We start from the raw sequence: 16590 nt of genomic DNA on the forward strand, positions 1-16590 counted from the left end.
TCCCGACAGCTCCTTTTTATTTTTCTCTTGATGCAATAGTTTGTGCAATCGCATCTCCATGAAATCTACCGTTCTCGATAAATATTTCATTTGCATTATTTCCAGCAGCTATGACACCTGCAATGAAAATATTTTCAGCATTCGTTTCCATTCTATCCTCTGTATAAATTGGACGTCCTGTTTCTTCATCAATCTTAACACCCATCTTTGTTAAGAAGCTATGATCAGGATGATAACCAGTCATCGCAAATACAAAATCATTTTGGATTGTAAAATCTTCACCATCAACTGTAAACATTAATGTATGCTCAGTAATTTCTTTCACATGAGCCCCGAAATGCATTTGAATTGTGTCGTTTCGTACTAACGCCTCAAATTCCGGCAAAATCCAAGGCTTTATGCTTGATGAATACTCACTTCCACGATACAGTACCGTTACACGCGCACCAGCTTTAACAAGTTCTAACGCGGCATCTACACTCGAGTTTTTCCCACCTATAACTACTACATCTCGATCAAAATAAGGATGCCCCTCTTTAAAATAGTGAGCTACTTTCTTCGATTCCTCACCTGGAACATTCATATAATTTGGATTATCATAATATCCAGTTGCTACAACAATATATTTCGCTATATATATTTCTTTACTTCCGTCACGCTTTGTCGTCTCAACCTGAAAAACTTCTCCATCGTTTTGAACTTTCTCCACTCGCTCAAAAGCATTTACACGTACAGATTTACGTTTTACTACTTCACGATAATACGCAAGCGCTTGATTTCGAACTGGCTTACGATTTTCTGTAATAAAAGCTACATCACCAATTTCTAATTTTTCACTAGAAGAGAAAAATGTTTGATGAGTTGGATAATTATAAATGGCATTTACAATGTTTCCTTTTTCAATTACTAACGGATTTATCCCTACCTTTTGCAACGAAATCGCTGCCGCTAATCCGCACGGACCGCCTCCGATTATAATAACTGTTTCTTTCTGCATACTCGTCCACTCCTAGTCTTCTACCAATACACTATTTATAAAAACAAGAAAAAACCTACTTACAGCAGTAGGCACCTATCTTTATTGTATTCATTTTTCATATATTTGTCATCTAAACGAAACGTACATCCGATAGACATCTGCTAAAAACTGCTGAAATTTAATACCTTGTTTCCCTAATACATTCTCAGGATCAATCTTTCTAGCTGGATCAAGCGTTTTATGTGACACGATATCTTTTTTCGGATTTAAGCCAAAATTTTGGCATAAATACGCATGATACCATGTAAAACGATTATATGCTTCCCAAAAGTTAACATCACCGCCATAACAAAGTTCCACTCCAATGGCCGCCTTATTCGCGTCATAGCCGTATAAGTCATTATCCGTCGGCACACCATATCGAACATGATATGCAACTTCATTTATAGGAATAATCTCCAATATTGTTTTATCATCTATAAATGTATGCGCCGAAGCTTTCGGTTGTAATTCATTAAAGTAATCTCGATTTCCTATCGCATTGCTTCCAGGATTCCCCGTATCATGGCTTACAATAAATCTCACTTTAGTTAGAGGAATCCCCGGTCGTGAACTTCCATATCCTATATAGTTGCGCTCTATAGGAAACATCGCCATTGCTACCAACTCCCGCTCTAGAAGATTACCTTACTTCCTTATATATGTATTCGGTAGCAATGTCCTTATCGCATATTTCTTACGCAAAGAGAAAATCGAAAATATTTGAAGTGAACACCATAAACAACAAGATACTTACAGCCACTCCATAAAAACCGTAAAACCAAACACAATCTTCTTTCGTATCTAAACCGAAAAATTTGTTTACCGATTGTAATAATGTGCCACGCTTGCTTTGTTTGTTTCGTAATACTTCCACTCGCTCTACAACATCTGCTGGCATCATAAATCTTTGGTCTACTGTCATTTTCATCATTTATCTCTCCTTAAAATCATTTCCGTTTTGTTTATCTAAGGAGAGTATAGCACATTTGTTCGCATAGAACAAGCGTTCTTTTTGTTTTTATTTTATTTTTCAGCAAGCCAAGTAAAAATTGAGATTACAACGGCAATAATCGGCCCTACTACAACCACACCAAATATCAAAAACAGTAGCCCTTCCCCGAATATCCGAACAGTACTTATTTTTCGAGCTTTCACCGTTCTTGCAAGTTCTCCCTCTAACCTCTTAACCTTTTCTTCTAATTGTTCTACTCGTTCCAGCATTTCATTCTTCATATACAACACCTCATTTAATACCTCAACAAAAAAACGTGATTCCCTCGAAAGGAAATCACGTTTTCTCAATATATAATATTTTATACCCAACCTCTGAAGCGGCTTGCTTCAGCCATTTTACGAACACCAATCATGTACGCCGCTAAGCGCATATTCACTTTACGAACTTGTGCTGTTTCATAAATAGAATCAAATGATTTTACCATTACTTTTTCTAAACGTTGTTCTACTTCTTCTTCAGTCCAGTAGTAACCTTGGTTATTTTGTACCCACTCAAAGTAAGATACCGTTACACCACCAGCACTTGCTAATACGTCTGGAACAAGTAAAATTCCGCGATCTGTTAAAATTTTAGTCGCTTCTAATGTTGTTGGACCATTTGCAGCTTCAACAACGATTTTCGCTTTAATATCATTAGCATTTTCTTCTGTAATTTGGTTCTCAATTGCAGCTGGAACTAAAATATCGCAATCAAGCTCTAACAATTCTTTGTTTGAAATTGTATTGTTAAATAGCTTTGTTACTGTACCGAAGCTATCACGACGGTCTAATAAATAATCAATATCTAATCCGTTTGGATCATGTAAAGCGCCGTAAGCATCTGAGATTGCAATAACTTTCGCACCTGCATCATGCATAAATTTAGCTAAGAAGCTACCAGCATTACCGAACCCTTGAACAACAACGCGTGCACCCTTAATATCAATGCCACGTTTTTTCGCAGCTTCGCGAATACAAATTGTTACACCTTTCGCAGTTGCTGTTTCACGTCCATGTGATCCACCTAATACAAGCGGTTTACCTGTAATAAATCCTGGTGAATTAAATTCATCAATACGGCTATACTCATCCATCATCCATGCCATAATTTGAGAGTTTGTGAATACATCTGGAGCTGGAATATCTTTCGTCGGACCTACGATTTGGCTAATTGCTCGTACATAACCGCGGCTTAATCTTTCTAACTCACGGAATGACATTTCACGTGGATCACAGATAATTCCACCCTTACCTCCACCATATGGTAAATCAACAATACCACATTTTAAACTCATCCAGATTGAAAGTGCTTTCACTTCATTTTCTGTTACATTCGGATGGAAGCGAATTCCACCTTTCGTTGGACCAACAGCATCATTATGTTGTGCACGATATCCTGTAAATATTTTAACAGTCCCGTCATCCATACGAACTGGTATTTTCACTGTCATCATACGAATTGGTTCTTTTAATAATTCATATACTTCGTTTGGATAACCCAATTTTTCTAACGCTTCACTAATAACAATTTGTGTTGAATTCAATAGTTCAAAATGTTGTTCCCTTTGTTGTTGTGTTTTTGTTTGAGTTCCCTTTTCGGCTACCATAGTAAGTAAACCCCCTGTAATTTCACTTGTTTAGTAAACCTTCATTGCCTAGTATACACCCTTAAATTTGGAATGCAATAGAAAACGCTAACAAATATATACAAACTATTTTCTGTTGCAAGCGTTTTCACTATTATTATAGTCCTTTTATTACTTTTAGAAAAGTAAAATACTTAAATATTTAAATATTTTTTATTTTCCTCAGCAACGCTCTCATAAAACTGCATATTTTATTTTCAAAAAGTATGTTCGCGTATTTACTATCATCCCTTCCCTTATCCAAATAAAAACAAAACCTCAGCTATGTTGTATTAGCTGAGGTTTTGTTTTTTCACAAAGTAATTGTGTATTTGTTCTATCGCGTTAAAATCCATTAATTCTTTACCGTACTCCATGATGCGATAAATAGTTGCTGTAGACGGATTGCCGTATTCCGCTAAAATAGCTATAAAATCCGCTTTTAACAATTGAATTTGTTCCTCTTCTTCCACCCAAAGATAGAAGCGCTCATCCCACGTATATAGCTTTCCGCCAGTTACACCAAGGTTATATAAGCGATTCGACAGGTTAATTATGTCATCTAGCGTAGCAAACTCATATAATATATGTTCACTTTCATCTAGAGTCACTTGCATTTCAATAAACTCGTCACGGAACTCATCATCCGTATCAATTTCTTGATTTTCTTTCGTTACAATTACAACCATCCCTTGTGCTTGTAGAGAAAACACTTCAACTGCAATCGGACCATCTGCTTCAAATCCTAATTCCTTATTTGCTTCTTGCATCATATCACGAAATAATTGCTGTACTTTCGGCGCATTTCTCCATAAATCTTCTTTCGTTAATCCTCTTTCAGATAAATCATCAAATGTTAGAAAAATTTTTATCTTATTGTAATTTAATCGTTCCAGCCTCATCTCATACCCTCCCTACGTAACCAATGCATCTAATTTTTATTATATGAAATAGAAAATAGATGGTTCTTTTCGAACAACTATTCCGACATTTTTAACCATTCATCCCATTCTTCTTTCGTATCACCAATTAAGATTGTTTCAATGTCCAACTGGTTTAGAACGCCTAGCTTTCCGATAAATCCAACAGAAAGAGATTCCCTTTTTTCTTGTAATACATTTATAAAGTTCATCGTCTTTTTCATTTCTAGTTCGTCAGCAAAAGATACAAATACATATTTCGGCTGTATTTCCTCTACCGCTGACAACATACCATCTTCAGCTAAGCTTGTCCTAATATATATCGCCTCATATCCTTTTAAGCGTAAATAAATTGAAAAAATAAATCCTTTCAATGCATTCTTTTCTAACACAATAACTTTGTGTAAAAAAGAAAACATTGAGGCATTGTGATACACCATCCCTAGACGCGTTTGTAAAAATGATAGTGCATATTGAAATTGCACCATTGAAATCTCATTATTATTTTTTGACGTTAATAATTTGTCTGTCACTCGAAGAACGATACTGGCAACAACCTTTTCTGTTGAATATATACTAAAAGCTTCGTTTAATAATGCAGCAATTGTAATTTCATCAAATTTTAACAAAGCTTGTAGCAAATCGTCCACTAAAACAACTTCTTTATCGAAATGTATCTCTTTTTGAACTGTACTCTGCAAACGATTCTCTTCTAATAACTGAACTGCTTGTCCAATCATCATACCGGAAGAAACTTTTTCCATTAACCATTTTAAAATTTGAATATGCTCTTCTGTATATAAACGATGCCCAGCTTGATTCCGCTTTGGGGCAATAATTTGATATCGTCTTTCCCATGCGCGAAGCGTACTCGGCTGAACTCCAATTATATTTGAAACAGCTTTTATATTATATTTTCCACTAAGAGTTGGCATCATTTCCCTCCGCACAATGTAATAATATGTGTTTGAGCAGGCGCTCGGAAACGAAGTGGTATCAATGTTGTTCCGTACCCATTACTAACAAAGAGAATCGTATTCAAATGGTTATATACGCCACCTTTTAAATATTTTTTAGATGGGAATAATCGGATTTGTCCTCCATGCGTATGTCCACTTAATACAAGTGAAATCTGTTCATTTCCAGACATCTTTTTTATTATATCAGGGTTGTGACTAACTAAGATACGAAAACCATCTTCTTTACAATCCGCCAATGCCAAATCTAAACGATCACGGTGCAATCCAACATCATCTATACCGAGCAAACAAATTTTCTCACCTAATTCAGACTCAAATACCACTCTTGTATTATCTAAAACTTTTACGTTATTTTCTAATAATAAAGCATCTAATTCATGATATTCTATCTCATAATCATTGTTTCCCCACACAAAATATACAGGAGCTATCTCTCTTAACTTTTGAATATTGGCAGAGATTTTTGATAAAGAGACTCCTTTCTCTGCTAAATCTCCTCCGATAATTACGAGATCTACTTTTCCTTTTACTTGTTCAATTAACAAATTCGAAATGACTCTTCTATGAATATCAGAAATAAAAAACACATTTACTTTTTGAAAACTTTTCGGAAATTCTTTAAATACTAAAGTATGTTCCAACACTGTATTACGCATCGCTTCTTTATACATCACAAGAAGTAATAAAATCCCCATTCCTATGAGAGTACTGAATAATATAATCCATATCATATTTTTTACTCCCCTCATCATAAAGATAACCCTAGGCTTTTATAACAAACTGCGTTCGCCTAATTCACTAGCTCTCTTGCTTTGTGGACTTATCTTTTATCGGAATTTTTAATTCTTGACCTGCACTCACTTCATCTTCTTGCAAGTTATTATACTTTTTAATTACTTCAACCCCATTTTCATCTGAAAAATATTGCTTCGCTATACTTTCTAAAGTTTCTCCCTCTTTCACAGTATGCGTTATCGCTTTTTCAGACTGTTTCTGCGACTCAGATTTAGCTGAATCAAAGAAGATTACTTCAAACGCACTTTTCCCGGCATTATTACTATCGCCCTTCACCTGAATATATTTATCCGTATACCACAAAATACTAATCGGCAGCAGAATGAATAGAAATGTTAAAACCCGGACGAAAATATGATTTATTTTAAACTTTTGTTTTTTCTCTTTATTTCTATGAATTTCACTACGCGGCGGTAAACTTTCTTTTTCTTCTACTCGCTCAACTTCTAATTCCTCTTCAAAATCAGGAATTCGTTTCCTCATGTTGTTCACCACCACCTTCCATTTATTTTCTTAATTGGAGTCCCATTATAAAATCAACAAGAAAGTGTGCAAAGATTGTTATAAACAAATTCCCTGTCCATTCAAATACATAACCAAAGACAAAACTAATGAAACAGACGAAACAAAACAAAAATGGCTTTGTTATATAACGAATATGTAACACTGCAAATACGAAACTCGCAATTACAATTCCAAAATGAGTCTGCACTACACCTCTAAATAAAAATTCTTCTGCAAAACCGATTACGAACGTAATAATGAGTAAATGCAGAACCGACATTCCTCGAAACATCTTATCGTTAATACCACCATCATCAAACCAAGACTCTGGAAACACTCGCATTGCAACATAATCTAATAACACAATACCAATCGCTAACAAACCACCTATAATAAGTATAGATACTGGTTCCCATCTCCATAAATTAAACACTTCTTTTACATCTTGAAATAATATATATGCTAGTAAACAGCCAATACCGATAATAATTAACTGTGTTATATATAGATTCAGCCTTATTTCCTGCGGACTCATATCTTCAACATTATGCCTTTGAATGTTCATCATTCCCCCATCTTTTCTAGGCCGAAAAGCTTTTGTAACTCTGTTTCCCAATTATAGTCGAAATCCGATTGTTGCGCTCGTCTTTTTTTATAATCTTCTTTTGTAATACCACAATAATCACAGCAATTATTTAACTCTTTCTCTTTCCTATAACCGAACTGTTGCAACACATATTCACGTCTACATCCTTTAACTCGTATCCATGACTTCATATTTTCTAGCTCACTATATTTATTACGCAACCTTATCTCTACTTCAGCTATTAATCGGTTCATAATTTCATCTGACAAACTCTCTAATAATAATCTTCGTTGTTGTATAATTCCAACCTGTTCGAGATGATAACGAACGAAACGCCAATATTGCTCATTAAATCTTGCTGCATTATAACAAATTTCTTCTACATCTTCTATTGGTAATTCTTTCGTTTGAAACATTCTTTCTTGTAGTAAAGAAAATAAAAATTGTATTTGCGACTTACTTGGCAATTCATCCTCAATGATTGAAATTGGTAAATCATGATCCAACGGACTACACAATAAAATAGCTATACTCGGTTCGCCATCTCTTCCAGCTCTTCCGATTTCTTGTAAGTAAGAAGCTATATTAGTTGGATAATGAAAATGAATAATATATTGCGTATTCGCCTTATTTACCCCCATACCAAATGCACTTGTACATATTACAAGCTGCAATTGATCGTTCATAAACTGTTGTTGAATTAACATACGCTCTTCATGTTCCATACCACCATGATAAAAAGCTACACCAGTAACACCTTTTCCTCTCAAGTATTCCGTTAACCTTTCTGTCCACGCTCTACTTGAACAATATACAATTCCCGGCCCTTGTAAATACATCACCTGCTCCAAAAGCGCCTCTTTCTTTTCTTCTATCGTCTCTACAAATTGCACCTCCATTGCAATATTAGGACGGTCAATAGAGTATACATGTTCCGCGGCACCCTTTAAATTTAAACTGTCTGAGATATCTTGTAGTACCCCTTTTGTCGCTGTGGCTGTCAATGCTAATACTGTAGGAGAACCAATATTTTCAATAACTACATTTAGTTTCTTATAGTCCGGTCTAAAATCATAACCCCATTGAGAAATACAATGAGCCTCATCAACAACAAATAATGAAATATGAATTTTCTTCAATTCCCTAATTAATAACTCCGACTGTAACATCTCTGGTGAAACAAAAATAAATTTATATGAAGATAATTTTTTCATCGCTTCTCTTTTTTCATTTAATGTCCGAAAACTATTAAATGCTATCACTCGGTTTTTCACAACATACTTTAATTGTGTCACTTGATCTTCCATTAAAGATAATAACGGTGATACAACAAGCACTGTTCCTTCTCGCATAAGCCCCGGAAACTGATAGCACATAGATTTCCCTCTTCCAGTCGGAAGCATTGCTATCACATCTTTTCCTTCTAATAAATCTGTAATAACTCCTTTTTGACCTGGACGAAATTCAGAATATCCAAACCACTTATATAAATATTCTTCAAGTTTCATTTACACCCTCCATCCGCGCTAATACAAGACGAACTTCAAAATAAGAGATATCTTCTCCAACAGCTTGTTTCAAAACACGTAACTTCCGCGTTTGTAATGCTTCAATTACTTTTATTACTTTGTCTATCTTTTCTTTTTCCATAAACATTTCAATAGAAAAATCTTTTTCTCGCAAAGCAATTTCAACAAAATGATCTTCTATCGTTGCAACCTTTAAATTCCGAATCGTCGCTATTTCTTCTAAAGAACGCCCTTGTCTCCAAAAATTATATGTTTTTTTCGTGGATAAACTAAATAATTCAGCTCTCTCATTTGGATAAGATATAATTTCAGCTAATAGTGGAAATTCATTTTCTTTATCACGAACTTCTTGTATAAAGAAATGCATTGTACCCCAAAATAAAAAATACACCCTGAATATATCTTGTTTTGTAATTTCTGCTAATTGTTGCAATGTACAACCAATACGTTCATAGCCCGTTAGTCGATATGTTACAATCGTCGCTTCTATCGCATTACTCTTTTCCAAAAGATTATGTACTTCCGTCCATAGTTTCCTCGCCAACTCACTTCTTTTATATGGCCTTCCTGTTAGAAAACGTTTTACCCACATCATTATTTCTGTATCTTGTTGAATTGGGATAAACTTCGTATTATTCTGTTGTAAATTTGATATGGTTTGAATAATCAATGATAATCTTTTCCAAAATGTTTCACCTAATTCACCATAATGTAAACCATGCAAATGTGCTGGAAAAGCATAAACTTCCTCCCATTTATGTAACTGCATTTTACCCGTAGGTGTTAACACATATGTATTTTCATGTATTTCTTGAATAAAATCCGCTTGCAACAACTTTACAACTTCACCATCATAGTCATTTCTATTTAATGATTTATATATTCCGAATAAAAAAGAAATCCGGAACATATTTCCATCTTGTAAAGTTTGCGAAGAACGTTTGCCCTTTAGTAAATAATAAATAGAAGAAACGGTTCTTTCACCATTCAATTGTTTTAAACAATGCAACAAAGTATATTGTATTTGCATGACCGCTTCCACCTTCCAATCTTAACTTCATTCTTTTCAGTACAATTACACTATCTACTGTCGCTCATTAAACTTATCATATAAGAACTATATACTTGTATATATTCTATTGTATCAAACGAAATCACATTTACGTATTTTGAAAATCTTATGACATAATTCAAAAATAAGTTGACACTCTAATTGATAAGCATTATCATTATAATTTTATGTTGAAAAGTTTCACAAACCGTTTTACAATAAGGTTATAATTTTTATGGCGAGCTTTTCACATACATATTATCAGGAGGGAAAAAAGATGGCAAAATATACAATCGTTGATAAAGATACTTGTATTGCATGTGGTGCTTGTGGCGCTGCTGCACCAGACATTTATGACTATGATGATGAAGGTATTGCATTTGTAACATTAGACGATAACCAAGGTATCGTTGAAATTCCAGATGTATTAATTGAAGATATGATGGATGCATTCGAAGGCTGTCCAACTGACTCAATTAAAGTTGCTGACGAATCATTCGACGGAGACGCTTTAAAATTCGAATAGTCTTTTATTAACTTCAAAAAACGCCCCTCATATTGATGAGGGGCGTTTTTTGTATCTAAATTTTATTTTCCTTAATAAAAAACCATTAGTAGTTCCACACTACTAATGGTTTTAATATATATTATGCATTTTTCATTTTTGCAAACACCCATACTTTCAGGCGTGAGAATAATGCTACAAATACAATTGTTACAACAATTCCTTTAATTAAATTAAATGGTAAGATTGCCGTTACAACCGTTGTTCTGATAGCTTCGCTAGACATAGCCGGTGAATTTAAAAACCAAGTGTAAGCCGGGAATATGATGATGTAGTTTAATACACTCATAATAAGTGCCATTGTAATTGTCCCTAGCATTAATCCTGTCGTTAAACTCTTCACAGTACGATACTTTCTAAATAAGAAAGCTGCTGGTCCAATAAATAAACATCCTGCAATAAAGTTTGCAATTTCTCCAACTGGTACTCCTGTTAAACTTCCTTGAATCCCGTAATGTAAAATGTTCTTTATCGCCTCTACAATCACTCCTGCTACTGGTCCAAAGATAATTGCTGCAATTAGAGCTGGTACATCACTAAAATCAATTTTCAAAAATGGCGGAAGCCCTGGGAACGGGAAATCCAACATCATTAGTAAATATGCAATACTACTTAGCATCGCTACACTCACCATCTGCACTACACTGTTTTTTTGTTTCATCTTTCTCTCTCCTTTTCCATCGATCATCTCATGGAAAGTGGAAAGGTTCTGCTATGCCTATTTTTTCATAGAACGAAAAAACCCTTTGTGTTTTACACAAAGGGAGAATTTAAGGCACATCAAACAGACGTTCAAATCCATATCTTTTTTGAACGCTTGAACCTCCATCTTCTCCCATCCAGACTATACTGTCGGCTTTGGAATCACACCAAATCCTGCCTTAACGGCTCGCGGGCTTAGAACAAAATCATAAATAGTTCATCACCGCCGGTCGGGATTTTCACCCTGCCCCGAAGATAGACCGATATTCTATTTTCCCCTTCATTATACAACAACCTCATAACATTGTGAACTAAAAAATTGTAACTTATTTAAAATTAGTTATTTATTTTTCGTAACAACAAATGAATTGCGAAATATTTTACAATACAATCCATATTTTTTATTATTCGGCATTTCTCTTTTGAATTACCTAGTCATATATAATTAAAAGTGATAAGATATTGAATTGTTAAGATAAGAACATTTTCTGAGTTATGGAGGAAATGTCATGAAAAAAGAAAAGAGACATTCTATTCGAGAAGCAATGAAAAAAAACTTAAGAAAAGAATACTTTTACTTAAAAAAAGAATTACTTTTCTACTGCCCAATTGATTTAGGCACATTCTCAAACGAGACATACTATGCTACTTTCGATGAAGATGGCATCAGTATTTATCAGTATGATAAGAAAACAGAAAGTAAATTAAAATTGTGTGAGCGTCATCCGTGGAAGAGTTGGAGTAAAGTGAAGATTGATCACTATTTGACAACTTCTCAATTTATTTTTCAGGGTGAGCGAAATTGGATCTTATCTCTTTTTCAAAAAGGAAAAGAAGCTCAAAAAATTATTGAAGAGCATACATCTTTACAAACAGAAGTTGTTTCCCGCTCTTTCTTAAAAAAACTTCCTGGCTTTCGTTCTAATACACCACTGAATAAATACATCGGTAGCATTTGTTACACTGCACTTATTGCATTTTTATTAAAATGGATGATTCCATTTCAAGCACCACAAATCGCCCTGTATTCTATTTCGATTGGTTGTATGCTTCTTGGCCTACTTTGTTTGACAATCGGTTTAATTGAACCGACTATCGTACTGTTTCGAACAAAAGAGAAAACAAGAACAAAAGTTTTTTACTTATATAGCTATTTAGCTATTTCTGGATTTATATGTGTCTTTATTTTTTGGTAAAAGAAACCGTCCCAAAATAAATTTTGGGACGGTTTTCTTTTAAATATAGATACTCTAATTCACTCAATACTTCTAGGAGAAGCGCCCATATAATTTCATTTACATTGAACCTTATTTAAGAATATTCAAAGTTTAATTTTTGAGACGGTGCCTTTACTTAACATATAATTGTTGATTAGGATAAATTAGCTCTTGCTGCAATCCATTTTTTTCTTTAATTTCCTTAAGTGTCATACTAAATTTCCGTGCAATACTAACTAAAGTATCCCCTTTTTGTACGACATATAATGATGAAGAAACAACTTCATTTCTTTGTTCACTTAAAACAAGCAATGGGTTCATCGCATTCTTTTTCGCCATCGTCCATCTTCCTTGATGAAGTTCTAGATGTAAGTGTGCACCTCGCGATTCTCCCGTGTTCCCTACTTCTCCAATTTTTTCTCCTTTTGAAATATAATCCCCTTGAACTACATATCTCTTATTTAAATGTGCATACACAGCCTCATATTCTCCATGTTTAATAAATATAACGTTTCCATAACTACTTGAATAATAAGACTTTGTTACCTTCCCTTCTTGAATAGCTGACACAGGCGTGCCGATCGGTGCCGCTATATCTATACCGTAGTGTTTTCCGTGTCTTGTCCCAAAATAATCACTTATCTGTCCTTCAACAGGCCATGCCCATTGATTTCCCTCTGCGTACACATGTAATTGAGATAAAAACAGTACTGTCAATAACATAATGCCGTATTTTAAAACTTTCATATACATCCTCCGTTTTCTAATTACCACCATACCTTCTCTATTTTGGTATATTACAGAAAAAAGTATACAAAAAAGAAAGTGAATCACTCCACTTCCTTCTCTTTCTTATCACGAAAAACGATTGCACTGCGATTATACTCTACATCTTTTACTTGTAATCGAGCGTTTATTACTCTAGCTACTGCAAATAAATAGTCAGATAATCTATTTACATACTTTAGAACAACTTCATTTATTTTTCCTTCTTTTTGTAAGGACACGATACATCGTTCTGCTCGCCTTACAACTGTACGTGCAATATGAATAGCAGCTGCCGACTCGCTTCCACCTGGTAAAATAAAGCGCTCTAGCGGCGGTGCTTCTTCTATATACGAATCAATCCTACTTTCTAAGTTTTCGACCATTTCAATTTTTACTTTATAAGGTATCTTCTCACCTACTATCGCCAAGTCTCCCCCGCAATCAAATAGTTCATGTTGAATCGTTTCAAGTTCATTGTAAATATCTCCGAAAGGCCCGCCTTGTAGTTTAGTCATTGCATATCCGATATGAGAATTCGCCTCGTCTATTGTTCCATACGCTTCCACACGGATATCATCTTTATCAACCCTACCACCTATTACACTTGTCGTTCCTTTATCTCCTGTTTTTGTATATAATTTCATTTCTTCACAGCACCTCTCTTGTTATTCTTTATTCGAGCAACATAGAAAAAAGTTCTACCATTCTTTATTTAATTGAGTTTACAAAAAAATAAAAAACAGCAGAACTTTATTCATTATCAACTTTAAAAACGTATATCTAAATTATACGATTCGGTAAATAGACAGAGAATGTAGTTCCTTCTCCAACAACACTTGATACAGAAATTTTACCATCATGGCCTTGAACAATATTTTTCGCAATCGCAAGCCCGAGTCCTGTTCCACCTTTTTTTCCACGTGTTCTTGCTTTATCAGCTTTATAGAAACGATCAAATAAAAATGGAATATCTTCTTCTGGAATACCAACGCCCGAATCTTGTACTTCAAAAATGAGACCATTATTTTTCGTATCAATTACAAGTGTTACATGTCCGCCTGCGTTCGTATGACGTATTGCGTTATCAATTAAATTCGTCAATACTTGTTCCATACGATCTGCATCAAACGGGTATTGTTCAATTGGATTTTTGAAATCAACTGTTAGTTCAACTTCTTTATCCTTTGCAATCCCTTGGAATTTACGACCAATTTTTTCAACAAACGGATGTATGTCCACTTCACCTATATGTAACTCTACATTACCACTTTCCATGCGTGCTAAATCTAATAATTCATTTACAAGTTTACCTAAACGAACGGATTCATCATAAATGATTTGAACAAACTCATTAATTTCTTCTTTCGTTTGCACAATATCATCTAAAATTGCTTCACTATACCCTTGCAGCATGACCATCGGTGTACGAAGTTCATGCGATACATTCGCAATAAAGTCTTGACGCATCTTTTCAAGACGACGTTCTTCCGTCATATCTCGCAGTACTGCTACAGCCCCGCGAATTTTCGTTTGATTGTAGAGCGGCGTCATAAGAACTACATAGTTCCCTTTTTGTAAATTAATTTCAACAACTTGTTGTTGTTCGCTTTCTACAACGAGATGGAATAGTTCAACAAGTTCAGAAGGCAGTTTTTTACTGAGCTCTATCTCTTTTTCTTCTTGCCAAACTTGTAAGAAATGTTCAGCCGGCGGATTGATTACTACAACTTCACCTTCTTGATTTAATGTAATAACCCCATCTGCCATACTACTCAAAATACTTGCTAACTGTTCTTTCTCTTGCTGCAGGGCATTCATATTAAACTTCAACTGTTTCCCCATTTGATTTAAGGCCGTTGCAAGCTCACCAATCTCGTCCTGAGATACCATAGGGGCTTTCGCATCAAACTTCCCACGCGACACTTCAAAAGCAACCTCACGCATTTTACGAAGTGGTGCTGTAATTCGAGTAGATAAGAAGAATGCAAAGAAAGTTGTTAATATAATCGCAATCCCTGCTGATAAGAATATAAAATCAGTCGTTCTTTCCATACCTTGTATCGGCACTTGTAAAGATTCGTATACAAACACTGCACTTTGATTTTTTGATTGCACTGGTTTTCCGACAATCATAATATCATTTTCAGTATTTTTATTTTTTCTACTATTAGAGGCTTTTCTAATGTTATTCTTAATTTCTTTTTTGTCTGTAAACACAGCCGCTAATTCTTTATCTTCTTTTAAGTCATCCATTGTAAGAGTGACTAAGCCTTCTTGTTTCGGTGAAGAAGAGATTTCTTTACCATCTTCTACAATAATAATCCTTGAAAGTGGATCAGAGAATTTGTAAGCGATATTCTCAATCGTTTTTACATCGGCACCTTCTTCAATTAACTCTGAAACACTTGTTGCGACTTTTTGAAGCCTAGCTTCACTCATATCAACATAATACGTTCTAAAAAACTGTGAAAGTAAAATCGCAACAAATCCAAGAACAAACGAAACGAGAAGTAATATGGTCATCCATAACTTCCCTACTACACTTCTCCAAAGCATCAGTCGTTCACAACCTCAAATTTGTAACCTACACCCCAAACAGTAACAATCATTTTCGCTGCATCTGGTGATTTTTTGCTTAACTTCTCACGTAAACGCTTTACATGTGTATCAACTGTACGTAAATCTCCGAAGAATTCATATTGCCATACTTCTTTTAACAGTTGCTCACGATCGAATACTTTATCAGGAGCTTTCGCTAAAAATAATAGTAACTCATATTCTTTCGGCGTTAAGTTTACTTCATTACCATCTGCAGTAACACGGTGTGCATCGTTGTCAATTGTTAAGTGCGGGAATACAGTAACATCTTTTGTCGTTGTATCTTGTGTAAAGAATGTTGTTGGTACAGCACGACGTAATACCGCTTTCACACGTAGCACGACCTCACGTGGACTAAATGGCTTTACAATATAATCATCTGTTCCAACTTCAAATCCTTGTACTCTATTTACTTCTTCACCTTTTGCTGTCAGCATAATAATTGGTGTCGCTTTCTTCTCACGAACCCCTTTACATACTTCAATGCCATCTTTACCAGGCATCATAAGATCTAATAAGATTAAATCGTAATCATTTTGTAACGCCATTTCTAAAGCTGTATCACCATTATCTGCTTCTTCAATTGTGTATTGTTCTCTTTCTAAGTACATTTTCAATAAACGACGAATACGATCCTCATCATCTACAATTAAAATTCTTGATTCATTTTCCATCTCTACCCGCTGCGTACTCTCACTTCAGCGGTTCACACCTACCCTTCTTTACTATTATGTTG

The 16590-nt window shown here is 34.7% G+C and carries 19 protein-coding genes and 1 riboswitch; of the genes, 2 read left to right on the top strand and 17 right to left on the bottom strand.

The annotated features are described in order from the left end of the window. Positions 1–16: 16 nt before the first annotated feature. The 12 genes from AC1Q8L_RS04765 to AC1Q8L_RS04820 form a co-directional block, all read right to left on the bottom strand. Positions 17–997 (bottom strand): YpdA family putative bacillithiol disulfide reductase, encoded by a 981-nt coding sequence (locus AC1Q8L_RS04765; RefSeq protein WP_492339410.1) that lies wholly within the window; start codon positions 995–997, stop codon positions 17–19. Between the two features lie 108 nt (positions 998–1105). Beyond that, complete coding sequence (locus AC1Q8L_RS04770) at positions 1106–1636, bottom strand: peptidoglycan recognition protein family protein (RefSeq protein WP_001240655.1); 531 nt, start codon at positions 1634–1636, stop codon at positions 1106–1108. A 79-nt stretch (positions 1637–1715) separates the two neighbouring features. Then, a complete protein-coding gene (locus AC1Q8L_RS04775; RefSeq protein WP_001983018.1) occupies positions 1716–1952 on the bottom strand; it encodes a DUF3961 domain-containing protein in 237 nt (78 codons plus the stop codon). A gap of 92 nt (positions 1953–2044) precedes the next feature. Then, positions 2045–2254 (bottom strand): hypothetical protein, encoded by a 210-nt coding sequence (locus tag AC1Q8L_RS04780; RefSeq protein WP_000787296.1) that lies wholly within the window; start codon positions 2252–2254, stop codon positions 2045–2047. An 80-nt stretch (positions 2255–2334) separates the two neighbouring features. Then, positions 2335–3621 carry an NAD-specific glutamate dehydrogenase gene (gudB, locus tag AC1Q8L_RS04785; RefSeq protein ID WP_000225172.1) on the bottom strand — a complete coding sequence of 429 codons (1287 nt, stop codon included), beginning with the start codon at positions 3619–3621 and terminating at the stop codon, positions 2335–2337. Between the two features lie 311 nt (positions 3622–3932). Then, the gene (locus AC1Q8L_RS04790) at positions 3933–4541 is read right to left on the bottom strand and encodes a genetic competence negative regulator (protein ID WP_001235396.1); all 609 of its coding nucleotides are present in this window, start codon (positions 4539–4541) and stop codon (positions 3933–3935) included. 77 nt (positions 4542–4618) lie between these two features. Then, on the bottom strand, positions 4619–5494 hold the full coding sequence (locus AC1Q8L_RS04795; RefSeq protein ID WP_001142717.1) for a MerR family transcriptional regulator: 876 nt from the start codon (positions 5492–5494) through the stop codon (positions 4619–4621). Then, positions 5494–6270 (bottom strand): metallophosphoesterase, encoded by a 777-nt coding sequence (locus tag AC1Q8L_RS04800; RefSeq protein ID WP_000637796.1) that lies wholly within the window; start codon positions 6268–6270, stop codon positions 5494–5496. The genes AC1Q8L_RS04795 and AC1Q8L_RS04800 overlap by 1 nt, the downstream gene beginning before the upstream one ends. A gap of 67 nt (positions 6271–6337) precedes the next feature. Further along, on the bottom strand, positions 6338–6817 hold the full coding sequence (locus AC1Q8L_RS04805) for a LysM peptidoglycan-binding domain-containing protein (RefSeq protein ID WP_001231555.1): 480 nt from the start codon (positions 6815–6817) through the stop codon (positions 6338–6340). A gap of 22 nt (positions 6818–6839) precedes the next feature. Then, entirely contained in the window at positions 6840–7403 is a 564-nt protein-coding gene (locus AC1Q8L_RS04810; RefSeq protein ID WP_001025783.1) for a CPBP family intramembrane glutamic endopeptidase, read from the bottom strand. After that, positions 7403–8932, bottom strand: coding sequence for an ATP-dependent DNA helicase RecQ (gene recQ / locus AC1Q8L_RS04815; RefSeq protein ID WP_098311863.1), 1530 nt, complete (start codon positions 8930–8932; stop codon positions 7403–7405). The genes AC1Q8L_RS04810 and recQ overlap by 1 nt, the downstream gene beginning before the upstream one ends. Beyond that, a complete protein-coding gene (locus AC1Q8L_RS04820; protein ID WP_001167017.1) occupies positions 8922–9983 on the bottom strand; it encodes a YpbB family protein in 1062 nt (353 codons plus the stop codon). The genes recQ and AC1Q8L_RS04820 overlap by 11 nt, the downstream gene beginning before the upstream one ends. 298 nt (positions 9984–10281) lie before the next feature. Between AC1Q8L_RS04820 and AC1Q8L_RS04825 the strand changes: the two genes are divergently transcribed. Continuing rightward, positions 10282–10530: a ferredoxin gene (locus AC1Q8L_RS04825; protein WP_001151993.1), complete on the top strand. Its 249-nt coding sequence runs from the start codon at positions 10282–10284 to the stop codon at positions 10528–10530. A gap of 121 nt (positions 10531–10651) precedes the next feature. On the opposite strand, the gene AC1Q8L_RS04830 is transcribed toward AC1Q8L_RS04825, so the two are convergent. Next, positions 10652–11230 (bottom strand): ECF transporter S component, encoded by a 579-nt coding sequence (locus tag AC1Q8L_RS04830; RefSeq protein ID WP_000810856.1) that lies wholly within the window; start codon positions 11228–11230, stop codon positions 10652–10654. A 162-nt stretch (positions 11231–11392) separates the two neighbouring features. Continuing rightward, positions 11393–11532: riboswitch (FMN riboswitch) on the bottom strand. Positions 11533–11780: 248 nt separating this feature from the next. On the opposite strand from AC1Q8L_RS04830, the gene AC1Q8L_RS04835 reads away from it, so the two are divergent. After that, complete coding sequence (locus tag AC1Q8L_RS04835) at positions 11781–12467, top strand: hypothetical protein (protein ID WP_000711798.1); 687 nt, start codon at positions 11781–11783, stop codon at positions 12465–12467. Between the two features lie 153 nt (positions 12468–12620). Here the strand turns inward: AC1Q8L_RS04835 and AC1Q8L_RS04840 are convergent, their stop codons facing one another. From AC1Q8L_RS04840 to resD, 4 genes are all read right to left on the bottom strand, one after another. Next, positions 12621–13235: a peptidoglycan DD-metalloendopeptidase family protein gene (locus AC1Q8L_RS04840; RefSeq protein WP_000866227.1), complete on the bottom strand. Its 615-nt coding sequence runs from the start codon at positions 13233–13235 to the stop codon at positions 12621–12623. Positions 13236–13318: 83 nt separating this feature from the next. Then, positions 13319–13900: a cob(I)yrinic acid a,c-diamide adenosyltransferase gene (locus AC1Q8L_RS04845; protein ID WP_000781271.1), complete on the bottom strand. Its 582-nt coding sequence runs from the start codon at positions 13898–13900 to the stop codon at positions 13319–13321. A gap of 136 nt (positions 13901–14036) precedes the next feature. Continuing rightward, the gene (resE, locus tag AC1Q8L_RS04850) at positions 14037–15812 is read right to left on the bottom strand and encodes a sensor histidine kinase ResE (RefSeq protein WP_000964683.1); all 1776 of its coding nucleotides are present in this window, start codon (positions 15810–15812) and stop codon (positions 14037–14039) included. After that, positions 15812–16528 carry a DNA-binding response regulator ResD gene (gene resD, locus AC1Q8L_RS04855; protein WP_000426861.1) on the bottom strand — a complete coding sequence of 239 codons (717 nt, stop codon included), beginning with the start codon at positions 16526–16528 and terminating at the stop codon, positions 15812–15814. The genes resE and resD overlap by 1 nt, the downstream gene beginning before the upstream one ends. Between the last annotated feature and the right edge of the window lie 62 nt (positions 16529–16590).

Source organism: Bacillus sp. GW823-FHT06A11, from assembly GCF_058795355.1.